6 protein-coding genes are annotated in these 15,324 nt (G+C 44.2%); all 6 read left to right on the top strand.

Annotated features, from left to right (window positions below; genetic code table 11):
* Window positions 1-64 precede the first annotated feature (64 nt).
* The 6 genes from F8N35_RS13915 (at window position 65) to mutL (ending at window position 15,274) form a co-directional block, all read left to right on the top strand.
* Complete coding sequence (locus F8N35_RS13915) at window positions 65-1,093, top strand: nucleotidyltransferase family protein (RefSeq protein WP_293054245.1); 1,029 nt, start codon at window positions 65-67, stop codon at window positions 1,091-1,093.
* On the top strand, window positions 1,083-2,810 hold the full coding sequence (locus F8N35_RS13920; protein ID WP_293054247.1) for an ABC transporter ATP-binding protein: 1,728 nt from the start codon (window positions 1,083-1,085) through the stop codon (window positions 2,808-2,810). Before F8N35_RS13915 ends, F8N35_RS13920 begins: the two co-directional genes overlap by 11 nt.
* Before the next feature lie 719 nt (window positions 2,811-3,529).
* Entirely contained in the window at window positions 3,530-9,982 is a 6,453-nt protein-coding gene (locus F8N35_RS13925; RefSeq protein WP_293054250.1) for an Ig-like domain-containing protein, read from the top strand.
* Window positions 9,983-10,028: 46 nt separating this feature from the next.
* Complete coding sequence (locus F8N35_RS13930; RefSeq protein ID WP_293054252.1) at window positions 10,029-10,994, top strand: type IX secretion system membrane protein PorP/SprF; 966 nt, start codon at window positions 10,029-10,031, stop codon at window positions 10,992-10,994.
* A 32-nt stretch (window positions 10,995-11,026) separates the two neighbouring features.
* A complete protein-coding gene (locus tag F8N35_RS13935) occupies window positions 11,027-13,234 on the top strand; it encodes an OmpA family protein (protein WP_293054255.1) in 2,208 nt (735 codons plus the stop codon).
* 192 nt (window positions 13,235-13,426) lie between these two features.
* Window positions 13,427-15,274: a DNA mismatch repair endonuclease MutL gene (gene mutL / locus F8N35_RS13940; protein ID WP_293054258.1), complete on the top strand. Its 1,848-nt coding sequence runs from the start codon at window positions 13,427-13,429 to the stop codon at window positions 15,272-15,274.
* Window positions 15,275-15,324: the final 50 nt, after the last annotated feature.

Genomic DNA, 15,324 nt, shown 5'->3' on the forward strand with positions numbered 1-15,324 from the left:
ATATGATGATTGTCTGAAAAAACATATCTTTGTATAGAAAGAGACATCAATACGAATTTTATCCATGATTAGCGAAACCTTTACCAGAGAACGACTTCACGACCGGCACCGGTTGAGCCATCAGCAAATCGATGGTTTGTTGGGCGAGAACAGAAGTCGGGAATTTCTGGCTGAAAAGATGCAGGTCTTGAATAAGATTCGCTATTTTATTCAGATCATCGACCTCTTACAGCAAAATCAGATAGATTTTATTTGCCTGAAAGGGCCGGTGCTTTCGCAGCAGCTGTACGGAGATCCTTCGCTTCGCCTTTCTCACGATGTAGATCTTCTGTTGACAAACAGGTCTGATATGACAACCGTCAACGATCTCTTAACGGGACTCGATTATGTGGGTGTTGATAATTTATCATGGCCGAAGGAAGTATCCCGCCAAAAGATACTGATGGATTGTGTACACCATTTGGCGTATGAGCACAAGGCAAATCAATTCATGGTGGAAATTCACTGGTCGGTTTCCGAGCCTTTCCCCCTCAAAGCTAAAACATTCAACCGGATTGTGGAAAATAACCGGCAACAAATAGCATTTGGTGGTCGTGAAGTGACAGTATTTGCTCCGGAGTTAAATTTGTTGTATCTGGTTATCCATGGTTCAAAACATGGTTGGCAACGCTTGAAATGGCTGGTTGATATCAAGGATTTTCCTTTTGAAACTATTAATGCCGACAGATGGCATGGTCTGGCGAAGCAATTGAAGGCCGGGAGGATGGTGTCGCAAACCGGATTCCTGTTGAACCATTTTTTTCAAATCAATCAGCCGTTATTTGTGCAGGCTCCAATACCCCGGTTGTTGAAATCATATCCATTGGCATTTATTGATGGGGATATACTGTTGCAACTGCCAATAAGAGACGTTTTTGCTAGTCTAAGATATAAATTTTTGTTGTGTAGTACGTTGGGGTATAAATTTAGAACGTTTCTAGTTTCTTCTATTAGCCCAGTTGATTTGTTCCGGATTAAATCTTCTTTCCGAATTGTTTACTTTATCTACCGGCCCTACAGCTATATTAAACGCAGAATGAACTATGCAAAATAGCCGTCAGATTTTACATAGTTTCAGCTATTTTTACCGCAACAGACCTTTGAGACTGATTGGCGTTTTTGTCCTTGCTTTGCTGCTGGGGCTAAATCAGGGCATATCTATTGTAATGCTTATTCCGTTGTTGAGCATGCTCGATAAAAACACCCCGGCATCTTCTCACAATCAGATGGTAGAATGGATGAAAGGGCTTGGCGAAAAATGGCATTTCTCTTTTTCACTGGAATTTATTCTCATCTTTTTTGTTGTATTGCTGCTAATCATAGCTCTGCTCGGTTATTTGAAATCGCAGTGGCAATCGGAATACGAACAACAGTTTATCCATACGCTTCGTAGCCGGTTGTTCAGAAAAATCGTCTTGTCCGACTGGCAGCATCTAACCAGGAAGAGCCGGCATACCCATATTCAAATTCTCTCGTCTGAGATACCTAAATTATCGGTCTATTATTTTGCACTGATGAATTTAATCACTTCGCTGATTTTAATCGGTGCAAATATTGCGCTTTCGTTTCTGGTTTCGGTTAAGTTTACTTTTCTGGTATTGTTAGTGGGGGCTGTTTGTTTTCTTCTTCTCAAGAAATTCATTTTGCGCTCGCTTTCGTTAGGTGGCTTGAATATTGCGATTTTTCGACAGATGTCGAAACAAATTGACGATTTCTGGACGATGGTCAAGCAGGCTAAAGTACACAATGCAGAAGCATTTTATTACCAGAAATACAGCGATATGAATGCCCGAATGTTTTCGTTACAGCGAAGGCAAAATAAAAACAGGGCGCTGTCTCAGTTCGTTTTTACCATCACCGGAATTATTGGGCTTGTTGTAATTATTTATACCGGATACAGGGTCGATTCAATGCCGCTCACTTCAATTTTTGTGCTGATTCTGTTGTTTGGCAGGCTATTTCCACTGTTTACAAATTGTAATAATTATTTGGATATGATGGCGACTAATATTCAGTCGGTTAATCTGGTGATTGCAACAGATAATGAATTGGAAGATAAACCTTTTGGTGAGTTATCCGTTCCGTCTGCTAATAATGGTTTAAGAGGGAATATCCGATTTGAAAACATAACATTCGCATATCGTTCCGGCAATCCTGTTTTTGAAAAAATACGACTGGAGATTCCCAATTGTGCCATTACGGGCATTGTAGGACAATCGGGCAAAGGGAAAACCACACTGCTCGATCTCCTTACCGGGCTTTTGCAACCAACAGAGGGCGTAATTCATGTTGGAGAAAATCAGCTTCAAAAACATGAATTGGCCAACTGGAGGCAGCATATTGGCTATTTAACACAGGATGTCTGCTTTGTAGACGGAACTATCCGGGAAAATCTGGTGTGGGATACTCCTTATAAAGTTACTGATGAGCAAATAATGGAGATGCTGTCCAAAGTAGATGCCCTCGATATTGTTTTGCGCGAGAAAGAGGGGCTTTCTGCTAAAATAACCAATTTTCAATACCATTTTTCGGGAGGAGAAAGGCAACGTTTAGCACTTGCACGTATACTTTTGCGATTTCCGAAGTTGCTTTTGCTGGATGAGGCGACTTCTGCCCTCGATAAAAATACGGAAGCACATATTATGCAGTGTTTAAGTGTACTAAAGCAAAGTATAACTATTGTATTTGTGACCCACAGAGAGAGTTTAATGCCGTATTTTGATCATGTCGTTGATCTTGATGCACTTGTGGTAAAGCCGGTAAAGGCATAAAATAAAATTTTCTATTCGAATATTTTATTGAATTTATGATTTTGCTTGTATCTTTGCAGCAAGTAAAGCAAATATTATTTAACTATTCCATTTGAGTAAGGCTTTTGCCTTATAGTATTGATGCTTTGATTTATTGAAGATTATTGGTTGTTATTCGGAGTATCTGATTATTCGAAATAATGGTTCATTGTTTTGTTGAAGTTTTCGTAATTCAATGACTTCCTTTATGCTCTGCAATGCCGGTAAAGTCTTCTTTCTGCACTTTTTTAATAATCTAGAGTACATTTCCCAAAATCCTGAGAGGAATAAGATTTATTCTTGTTCAAAGGCGTAATTGTTTTGTTCTTTTTTGAGTGCAAATCAATTTGTTGTGTCTTTATTCATGAACTAATAATAACTTATTCCTTTTGAATGTTTGCTGTTCTTTGTTTGCATAATTAGTTCTGTATGTACGGATTATGTAAGGATAGATTGCATAGGATTGTTGTTCTGGAAAAATAGAGAGTCTCCCACAAGAAAACGATTGCCAGTTTCGGGATATTACCGAAATGCGCAGAATTCTCTGATGTGAAAATATATTTCTTTGATGTATAGGTGGTTATCTTAGTTGCTGCAGTGTGTGACATAAATGCGGATTTAAGATACCTTTTACAATTAAGAAAGCTTATTTATAGCATAATTGAATGAAAAATCGTATAAATTTTGAAAAATCAGATGATATGAGGGGGGATACTAGCGGTCTGAGATTCTTTCTTTTGTTTGCATTGATATGCTTTGTGAGCGAATGTTCGTTCAATAGAATGTTTGGGCAAACCAATGTTGAGGCAGGCTTGTCGGCTGTTACTTTGCAACAGAATACCGCCTTTTCGTTTTCTACACCTTCAGTCGTGAGATCCAAAGTAGTGGAATCAAACCAGAATCCTGTAGCTTCGGCAACTTCTGTTACTACTCTCGAAAATACTCCGGTTAACGGTGTCGTGACTGCTACGGATGCTGATGGTGATATGCTGACATTCTCAAAAGTCAGTGATCCTGCACACGGTAGCGTAGTGGTAAATACTGACGGCACTTATACATATACTCCCAATCTCGATTATTCAGGATCAGATAGCTTTGTCGTGGGAGTAACCGATGGCAATGGCGGATCTGCGACTGCAACAGTAAGCGTAACTGTAACTCCGGTAACTCCAGTGCCTGTAATTACTCTCCCGAAAACAACCATGGAGGATAGCCCCCTATACGATAGCGTTAGCGCTACGGATGATGCAGGTAATATTATGACTTATAGTAAGGGTGTTAGCCCTGTACATGGAGTGCTTATTGTTAGTTCAGATGGAAATTACCTATATACTCCGGATAAAGATTTTAATGGAAAAGATAGTTTTACGATTATTGCCAACAATGGTAAAGGTGGACTCACTTCTGTAAAAATTGTTGTGACGGTTCTGCCGGTGAACGATGATCCGGTTCTCACTGCAACACCGGTCACTACACAAGAAGATACCCCTTTAAATGGAAAAGTGACTGCTACGGACGTAGACGGAGATGTGCTCACTTTTACGAAAGGCAGTGACCCATCACATGGTACTTTAGTATTTAATTCTGACGGCACATATATCTACACCCCAGCCAAGGACTATCATGGTGACGACAGCTTTACGGTAAGTGTTAGTGATGGGAACGGAGGAACTGCTACAGGGACTATTTTGATCACAGTAGTCTCAGTGAATGACGATCCTGTTATTACTGTTACCCCGGTAACGACACAGGAGGATACTCCTGTGAACGGAGCTGCAAGTGCAACCGATGTGGACGGCGACGCATTGACCTTCAGTAAAGGAAGCGATCCCGCTCATGGAACGGTAGATGTTCTTGCCGACGGCACATACACGTATACCCCGGCCAAAGATTATAACGGCGACGATAGTTTTACGGTCAGTGTTAGCGATGGGAATGGAGGCACAGCTTCTGCAACCGTTACGGTCACTATCACTCCGGTCAATGACGATCCGGTTCTTACAGCGACACCGGTCTCAACACAAGAAGATACCCCTTTAAATGGAAATGTGACGGCTACGGACGTAGATGGCGATGCGTTGACCTTCAGCAAAGTCAGTGATCCGTCTCATGGAACGGTAGATGTTCATTCAGACGGAACATATACTTATACCCCGGCCAAAGATTATAACGGCGACGATGGCTTTACGATCAGTGTTAGTGATGGGAACGGAGGCTCTGCTTCTGCCACCGTTACGATTACTATTACTCCGGTAAATGATGATCCTGTTCTTACAGCAACACCGGTAACGACACAGGAAGATATACCTCTGAATGGCAGTGTAACCGCTACAGATGTAGACGGAGATGCACTCACCTTCACGAAAGACAGTGATCCATCACATGGTACTTTAGTGTTTAATTCTGACGGCACATATACCTACACCCCTGCAACGAATTATCATGGCGACGACAGTTTCACGGTAAGCGTTAGTGATGGAAACGGCGGTACTGCTACCGGAACTGTTTTGATAACGGTTACTTCAGTGAATGACGATCCTGTGATTGCAGCAGCACCGGTCACAACACCGGAAGATACCCCTGTAACCGGAACTGCAACCGCCAGTGATGTGGATGGCGATGTGCTGACCTTTACAGTTGGGACAGTACCATCTCATGGAACGGTAGATGTCCATTCCGATGGAACATACACGTACACCCCTGCCAAAGATTATAACGGCGACGACAGTTTTACGATCAGTGTGAGTGATGGTAACGGAGGTTCTGCTTCTGCCACCGTTACAGTTACGATTACTCCGGTAAATGATGATCCTGTTCTTACAGCAACACCGGTTACTACTCAGGAAGATATACCTTTGAATAGTAGTGTAACCGCTACCGATGTAGACGGAGATGTACTCACCTTCACGAAAGACAGTGACCCGTCACATGGTACTTTAGTATTTAATTCTGACGGCACATATACCTACACCCCTGCAACGAATTATCATGGCGACGACAGTTTCACGGTAAGCGTTAGTGATGGAAACGGCGGTACTGCTACCGGAACGGTTTTGATAACGGTTACTTCAGTAAATGACAATCCTGTTCTTACGGTAACTCCGGTTACGACACAGGAGGATACCCCTGTAAATGGTACTGCTACAGCAACCGATGTGGATGGTGATGTGCTGATCTTTACAGTTGGGATAGTCCCATCCCATGGAACGGTGGATGTCCATTCAGATGGTTCTTATGTTTATACTCCTGCCAAAGATTATAACGGCGACGACAGTTTTACGATAAGTGTGAGTGATGGTAACGGAGGTTCTGCTTCTGCCACCGTTACAGTTACGATTACTCCGGTAAATGATGATCCTGTTCTTACAGCAACACCGGTTACTACTCAGGAAGATATACCTTTGAATAGTAGTGTAACCGCTACCGATGTAGACGGAGATGTACTCACCTTCACGAAAGACAGTGACCCGTCACATGGTACTTTAGTATTTAATTCTGACGGCACATATACCTACACCCCTGCAACGAATTATCATGGCGACGACAGTTTCACGGTAAGCGTTAGTGATGGAAACGGCGGTACTGCTACCGGAACTGTTTTGATAACGGTTACTTCAGTGAATGACGATCCTGTGATTGCAGCAGCACCGGTCACAACACCGGAAGATACCCCTGTAACCGGAACTGCAACCGCCAGTGATGTGGATGGCGATGTGCTGACCTTTACAGTTGGGACAGTACCATCTCATGGAACGGTAGATGTCCATTCCGATGGAACATACACGTACACCCCTGCCAAAGATTATAACGGCGACGACAGTTTTACGATCAGTGTGAGTGATGGTAACGGAGGCTCTGCTTCTGCCACCGTTACGGTTACTATTACTCCGGTAAATGATGCTCCTGTAACTACGCCGTTGTCGGTGTCCACACCAGAAGATACTCCTTTGGTGAGCACTGTCATGGCTGGTGCAACCGATGTGGACGGGGATGTCCTTACTGTTACAGGATTTTCCGTTGATGGCACAAATTATTTGCCGGGGACAACAGTGGTTATTCCGGGGAAAGGCACATTTATTCTAAATGCTAACGGAGATTATACGCTTACTCCCGATAAAGATTATAATGGTTCTGTTCCTTCTGTTACTTATACGGTGGTTGATGGTAATGGTGGTACAGCAACCGGAGATATAACCCTTACCGTTATTGCAGTCAATGACGATCCTGTTATTGCAGCAGCACCGGTCACAACACTGGAAGATACCCCTGTAACCGGAACTGCTACGGCAACCGATGTGGATGGCGACGCATTGATCTTTAGCAAAGGCAGTGATCCGGCTCATGGAACGGTGGATGTTCATTCGGATGGTTCTTATACTTATACCCCTGCCAAAGATTATAACGGCAACGATAGTTTTATGGTTACAGTTAGCGATGGAAACGGAGGTTCTGCTACCGCAACTGTTACAGTCACTATTACTCCTGTTAATGATGCTCCTGTTCTGACTGCAACACCGATAACGACACCTGAAGATACCCCGGCAAATGGTAATGTAACAGCTACGGACGTAGATGGAGATGCCCTGACTTTTTCAAAAGGCAGTGACCCGTCACATGGAACTTTAATTTTTAATTCTGACGGCACATATACCTACACCCCTGCAACGAATTATCATGGCGACGACAGTTTTACGGTGAGTGTTAGTGATGGAAACGGCGGTACTGCTACCGGAACGGTTTTGATAACGGTTACCTCAGTAAATGACAATCCTGTGATTTCAGCAGTACCGGTTACAACTCTGGAAGATACCCCTGTAACCGGAACTGCAACTGCCACCGATGTGGATGGTGATGTGCTGACCTTTACAGTTGGAACAGTACCATTTCATGGAACGGTAGATGTCCATTCAGATGGTTCTTATGTTTATACTCCGGCCAAAGATTATAACGGCAACGACAGCTTTACGATCAGTGTTAGCGATGGAAACGGAGGTTCTGCTACCGCAACTGTTACAGTCACTATTAATCCTGTTAATGATGCTCCTGTTCTGACTGCAACACCGGTAACGACACCTGAAGATACCCCGGCAAATGGCAATATAACAGCTACGGATGTAGACGGAGATGCGCTGAACTTCACAAAAGACAGTGATCCATTACATGGTACTTTAGTATTTAATTCTGATGGCACATATACCTACACCCCTGCAACGAATTATCATGGCGACGACAGTTTCACGGTAAGCGTTAGTGATGGAAACGGCGGTACTGCTACCGGAACGGTTTTGATAACGGTTACTTCAGTAAATGACAATCCTGTTCTTACGGTAACTCCGGTTACGACACAGGAGGATACCCCTGTAAATGGTACTGCTACAGCAACCGATGTGGATGGTGATGTGCTGATCTTTACAGTTGGGATAGTCCCATCCCATGGAACGGTGGATGTCCATTCAGATGGTTCTTATGTTTATACTCCTGCCAAAGATTATAACGGCGACGACAGTTTTACGATCAGTGTTAGCGATGGTAATGGAGGCACAGCTACCGCAACGGTTACGGTTACTATCACTCCGGTCAATGATGCTCCGGTTCTTACTGCAACACCGGTCACGACACCCGAAGATACCCCGGCAAATGGAAATGTGACCGCCACTGACGTAGACGGAGATGCCCTGACCTTTTCTAAAGGCAGTGATCCATTACATGGTACTTTAGTATTTAATTCTGACGGCACATATACCTACAGCCCGGCCAAGGACTATCATGGCGACGATAGTTTCATTGTAAGTGTTAGCGATGGGAACGGCGGCACCGCAAACGGAACGGTTTTGATAACGGTTACCTCTGTAAATGATGATCCTGTTATTGCGGCAGCATCAGTCACAACGCTGGAGGATACCCCTGTAAATGGCGCTGCAACTGCCACCGATGTGGATGGAGACGTATTGACCTTTAGCAAAGGAAGTGATCCCGCTCATGGAACGGTAGATGTTCATTCAGATGGTTCTTATACTTATACCCCAGCCAAAGACTATAACGGTGACGATAGTTTTACAGTTACTGTTAGCGATGGAAACGGAGGCATCGCTACCGCAACTGTTGCGGTTACTATTATTCCTGTAAATGATGTCCCCGTGGCTCTGGACGATGCGGTGAGTGTAGTAGAATGTACATCCGTGTCGGGAACTGTGGCAGGAAACGATACCCCGAGTGGAGATGGAGGCAATGTATGGAGGGTAAAAGATAATCCTTTGCATGGAACGGTCACTCTGAATACTGATGGGTCTTACATTTACATCCCGACTCCTAACTATCACGGAACGGATACGTTTACATATACGCTGACGGATGTAGATGGCGACCAGTCGACGGCCACGATGACGATTACGGTTACTCCATTGTCTGAAAAACTTTTGATTGTAAAGCAATCTACTAAGCCTCAACAGACAAGTGACGGATCGTTTATCTGGAAATATACTATTTTCCTGACCAACCTTCAAAATATCAGCGTGGATAATATTCTGATGGAAGATGATCTTGCAAAGGTGTTTACTCACGGAGAAAGTTTTAAGGTAACAAACATTACGGCATCGGGTAATCTAAAGGCTAACGGCCTGTATGACGGGTTGAATTCAACGTCTACACTGTTGTCCGGTAGTTATCTTGCTCCTTTATCTAAAGATTCCGTTGTTATAGAAGTACAGGTATATTCTCATGATTTCATTGGGGACGTATACAACCAGGCTTTGTTTGAAGGCTTTTCAAATGGTACGGGTCAAATAAAGGATGCCCAGTCGGACGATCCGTCAAATACCGAGGCAAGCCCGAGCAGTCCGCGTGCGACAATTACTTTCATCCCAGAAGTAGAGTTGCATATTCCGGAAGGATTTTCTCCGAATAAAGACATGTATAACGATGCTTTTGAGATTGTTCATTCGGGCAATGTCACTCTTGGATTAGAGGTATTTAACCGCTGGGGTAACAGAGTTTATCACAGTGCTGACTACCATGACGATTGGGATGGTAAGGGTGCGGATAATCTTTTGGGGAAAGATCTTCCGGATGGCACTTACTTTTACATAGTGACAACCACCAATAAGAAAACGTCGGAAATTAAGAGAATCAAAGGCTCAGTTACGCTACGTCGTTAATTTCAAAATCAGTCCAATTTTAAGCACTTTATAAAACCAAATAGACATGTCATCGGCTAAAAAGGTAATTCATCAGTTATCAGTTCTTTTAAGCAGGAAGACGCTTTTTCTTGTTTTGAGCGCACTTACATTAGCGGGCACTCTTCATGCACAGCAGGAGCCCATGTATTCTCAGTATATGTTCAATATGTTGAATATCAATCCGGCATATGCGGGAAATCGGGCCTCGGACAATATTACGGTTCTTTACCGTAATCAATGGGTTGGGTTTGACGGGGCGCCCAAAACGGGAACCGTTTCGTGGGACAGGCGCAATGAAGATAGTAATGTGGGGTATGGGCTTCAATTGTATGATGACCGCCTGGGTATAGAACGAACCACAGGTGTGCAAGCCTTTTATTCTTATCATTTGCCCTTTGAAAATTCATTTTTGGCTTTGGGATTGAGTGGGGGTGTACTTAATTATCGCGCTAACTATAGTGAGGTGAGTACCATTAGGGGAGGCGACCCTGTTTTTCAGGATGACGTGAACGGATGGCTTCCTACAGCGGGATTCGGTATTTTGTACGCTTCGGAATATTGGTACCTGGGTTTGTCGGTTCCGGCTTTGCTGCATACCAAGATTCATGCTATTAATTATCTTAATCAGAATAATTTTGGGGCCAATAATCACTATTTTCTTACAGGAGGTTATACCTTTGAACTAAATGACAATGTAAAACTTAAACCATCGGCATTACTCAAGGTGGTTAAGGGTGCTCCCTTGCAGTGTGATTTCAGCATGAATGCTTGGTTTCAGAACGTACTGGGGGTAGGGGTGAGCTACCGTACGGGTGATGCTTTGGTGGGTTCCATCGAATTTCAGTTGTTGCCGGAGTTGCGACTTGGATATGCATATGACTACACGCTGTCCGATTTGAAGAGTTACAACCGGGGAACCCACGAGATCATGCTGCGGCTTGAACTCAAGAGCGACCATAACGGGTTGATTCTTTCGCCCCGTTATTATTGATATTAAACAAGTAACCATAATATACAGTTCGTATGCAAAACATCATAGCAAAGAGTGGTAAAGTGGTACTGTTCCTCTTTTTTTTGTTGGGAGTCTCCCATGTGAACGGTCAAGCTCAGGGACAACTTCAAAAAGCAGATTTGGCCTACCGGGAACTGAAGTTCTCAATGGCCGTTGAATATTATGAAGCATATCTTAGCCAGGGAACGACAGCCAATCCGGGCGTCTTACAACGCCTTGCCGACAGCTACTGGCAGATGCGCAACTATCCGGAAGCCCTGCGGGTATATACCAAACTTTATCCGAATGGTAAAGGAAATTCCACGGCGCAGGAACAATTCCGCATCGGGGAGCTCTACGCTCGCCGGGGAGATTATGAAAATGCAACCAAATGGCTGTCGGGCTTGCCGGGTTTTGCGGATAAAATCAAAGCTTATCGCCCGGATAGGTTGCTGATGGCCAAAGGCGACACGTCGCTGTGGAATGTCAGCTATCTGACAATGAACAGTGCCTACCGTGAATTTTGTCCTTACCTGTACGATCAATCTTTATTGTTTAGCAGCAACCGGCCTATGGCGACCCGAAAGAAAGCTTTCGGCTGGGATGGCGGCTACTATTCACGCCTGTGGCAGGTGCCGGTTTCTCAGTTGCAGGCCCAGGGAACGGAGCCTTCTTCGGAACAGGTGTCTAAGGCAAAAACAATAAAGATGTTGCAATCGAAAATAAAACGTTTGTCAGGAGTCTTTTCCGGTAGCGATGTTGATGCATCAGCCCGCACAAGGAGCGCGTACCTGCAAGCGGAATACATACAAGCGGATAATGTATTTTCAGGAACATTGATTTCCGGGTTGGATAAACTCCATTATAATTCGGGGGGGCTCTCTATTGACGATGCAGGAACGGTTTATTTTTCGGCCAACTATAATAAGCCCGACAAGCACGGGATAAACCGCATTCGCCTGATGGAGGGTCGCTACAGTGATAATACCATAAAGCATGTAAAGGCATTGCCTTTTGGTGATCCGAAGAGTTACTCGGTGATGCACCCGGCCATTAATAAAGATGGTACTATTCTGGTTTTTAGTAGCGATAAGAAGGGTGGTCCCGGACGGTATGACCTCTACTTTAGCAAGCGTTTAGACAGGAATAAACATTGGGTGGAACCTTTTGTTATCCCCGGGCAGGTAAATACACCCGGTAACGAGGTTTTTCCGTATATTTCCCCTGATGGTTATCTCTACTACAGCAGCGATGGCAAGGAGGGTTTGGGCGGTTTGGATATCTACCGGGTCAAGCTGGAAGATGCTATCATGGGTGTTGGAATCCCTGAACATATGCCTTCTCCGGTCAACAGTACCAGCGATGATTTTGGGTGGACTCAGGCTCCGGATGGAAAACTGGGCTATTTCACTTCCGACAGGGTTAGCAGCGAAGATAATATTTATTCGGCTCGTTATAATGAAAAAGAAGGTCTCAAGGTAGAGCTTGCTAATGAAAACAGAACACTTGCGGGTTTCGTGCGCGATCGCCAAACGATGGAGTTACTCAAGGGAGTAACTGTGTTTCTATGGGATAAAAGCGAAAACAAAGTGTACGTAGCCAAAACTAATAAATCCGGCAAGTACGCCTATATTGTCAATAAGAGTTGCGATGTGGTGATTCTGGGGACGGAAAAAGGTTATGGAAAAGATTGTCTTGAGATGAAAACATCTTTGGATAAGTCAGCTGAAGGGTTGGAACAGTGGGCTCCACACGATCTCTTGCTGGATAAGTTTCCGCAGAACTTCAAATGGAGGTTGAGCAATACACATTACGACTTCGACAAATGGAATATTCGAGCTGATGCCCGTCCGATACTCGACAGTTTGGTTGCTATCCTGAAATCTTACCCGATCAAGGTAGAGTTGGGCTCGCACACCGATTCCCGGGGGTCTTTCTCGTATAACGACGCTTTGTCTCAACGAAGGGCAGAGTCGGCAGTTGCATATATTGTTTCAAAAGGTATTGATCCGACCAGGATTATTGCCAAAGGGTATGGAGAACATCATTTGCTGAACAAATGCGCCGACTGTGTTCCTTGTAGCGAAGCAGCTCATCAGGTGAACCGTCGTACGGAGATTAAGGTGTTGGTTGGTCAGTCTACCGATGTGCCGCAAGAATTCGATCCGTCAGGCTACAAGACTGGTGATGTGATAGATGTCGATAAGTTGCCTGCTACATTGTTTGAAAAATGTAAATAGGAGTAGTTTTAAGGTAAGAGAACTGTGTCTGTTTTTTTTAACGAATTGGAGTAGAGGCCGCTGTTTTTATGGTGGCCTTTCTCTTTTCTTCCCGCTTCCTGTGGTTATTGTTCTATGCAAATTTTAGCTACCTTTGCAACACCTTTATGTAAAGTGGAAGGTAACCAAATATACTTATCTGTCAGTTGATTAATGAACGATATTATTCACCTTTTGCCTGATTCTGTAGCCAATCAGATTGCTGCCGGCGAAGTAATTCAACGTCCGGCTTCAGTGATAAAAGAGTTGGTGGAGAATGCAATTGATGCAGGTGCCGGCAATATTCAGGTTGTGCTGAAAGATGCGGGACGAACGCTGATTCAGGTGACAGACGATGGTAAGGGAATGTCGGGAACGGATGCGCGTATGGCATTCGAACGCCACGCTACTTCAAAAATCAGTTCGGCTGCCGATTTGTTTGCCCTGCGTACGATGGGTTTTCGGGGAGAGGCGCTCGCCTCCATTGCCGCGGTAGCGCAGGTTGAATTGCGAACGCGCCGTAAAGAAGATGAACTGGGAACTTTTATCACTATTGCAGGCTCGCAGGTTGAAAGCCAGCAGCCGGGTAATTGTCCGACAGGCACTTCCTTTTTTATTAAGAATCTCTTTTTTAACGTTCCGGCCCGAAGAAAATTTCTCAAATCGAACGAAACAGAGCTCCGGCATATTATCACCGAGTTTATACGGATTGCGTTGGTATACCCCGAATTGCATTTCTCGCTTACGCACAACGATACAGAGATTTACGAACTTGCAGCAACCAACAGAAGACAGCGTATTGCCCATATCTTCGGTAACAAAAACAATAATTTTAGCCGACAACTTCTTCCGATTGACACAACTACCACGTTAGTCAATATCTCGGGTTATGTAGGAACCCCTGAAACGGCTCTGCGCAATGCCAATCAATATTTCTTCGTGAACGGCCGCTATATGCGCCATCCCTATTTTCACAAGGCGGTGATGCAGGCTTATGACAGGCTTTTGGCGAACGATGCAGGCCCAAACTATTTTATCTATTTCGATATTGATCCGGGTAGCATTGACGTTAATATTCACCCGACAAAGACCGAAATCAAATTTGAGAACGAAGCTGCTATCTGGCCGATTATTACCGCGGCTATCAAAGAAGTGCTAGGAAAATCGAATGCGGTGCCAAGTATTGAATTTGATGTGGAAGGAGCCATTGATATTCCTTTAATCGACAGGAGCCGTCCCGCTATCCAGCCTCAGGTAAAGGTGAATCCTGCCTACAATCCGTTCGAAACTCATTCGGAGCGACCCAATTATTCCCGTCCTCCAATGAGCTGGGAAAAATTATATCAGGATTTCGAAAAACCGGTATCGCAGCCATCGTATGCGCCTCCGGTTGTAGAGATGGAAACGATAGTTACACCGTCATTGCTTTCGTCCGTGATAGATCAGTCGGATTCTTTGCCGGAAACCAGCAATTATCTTTTGTACAAAGGCCGTTACATTATTACCGGCGGTAAATCAGGCGTAATGCTGATTGACAAACAAAGAGCTCACGTGCGCGTGTTGTTCGAGCAGTTTATGGAGCAACTCAACAGTCGTCACGGTATTTCGCAGCAACTGCTTTTCCCTGAAATAGTGGAATTAAATGCGGCAGATGCTCTTGTTTTGCAGACGGCTATTGATGAACTGGGTTGCGTGGGTCTTGATATAGCTTTGTTTGGCAAGCAAACCTTCTCAATCAATGGAATTCCGGCCGGACTCGAAGGCAAGGACATTCTTCCCATTGTGGAAAGTATCATCGATTGCATCAAAAATAAAGATGCCAAGGTGAAAGAGGTGCTGCATGAAAATATTGCTCTTACTTTAGCAAAGGCGGCTGCTGTAGGCTATGGTCAACCAATGGCATTTGAAGAAATGGATCATTTGGTGGGTCAGCTGTTTGCCTGTTCAAACCCCAATTATACACCGGATGGAAAGAAAATTGTGGTGGTGCTGAGTAGCGAAGAGATTGATAAAAAATTCTGACAATTGCAGTGTCGTGATGATGCTGTACAATTAACGACTTCGAAAAGAAA

Source organism: Paludibacter sp. (assembly GCF_009712605.1).
Taxonomy (GTDB): domain Bacteria; phylum Bacteroidota; class Bacteroidia; order Bacteroidales; family Paludibacteraceae; genus Microbacter.

Bases quoted from the DNA above. Each gene is read 5' to 3' on its own strand.
- F8N35_RS13935 (WP_293054255.1), top strand. From the start codon at position 11,027: ATGCAAAACATCATAGCAAAGAGTGGTAAAGTGGTACTGTTCCTCTTT.
- F8N35_RS13925 (WP_293054250.1), top strand. From the start codon at position 3,530: ATGAGGGGGGATACTAGCGGTCTGAGATTCTTTCTTTTGTTTGCATTG.
- F8N35_RS13920 (WP_293054247.1), top strand. From the start codon at position 1,083: ATGCAAAATAGCCGTCAGATTTTACATAGTTTCAGCTATTTTTACCGC.
- F8N35_RS13930 (WP_293054252.1), top strand. From the start codon at position 10,029: ATGTCATCGGCTAAAAAGGTAATTCATCAGTTATCAGTTCTTTTAAGC.
- mutL (WP_293054258.1), top strand. From the start codon at position 13,427: ATGAACGATATTATTCACCTTTTGCCTGATTCTGTAGCCAATCAGATT.
- F8N35_RS13915 (WP_293054245.1), top strand. From the start codon at position 65: ATGATTAGCGAAACCTTTACCAGAGAACGACTTCACGACCGGCACCGG.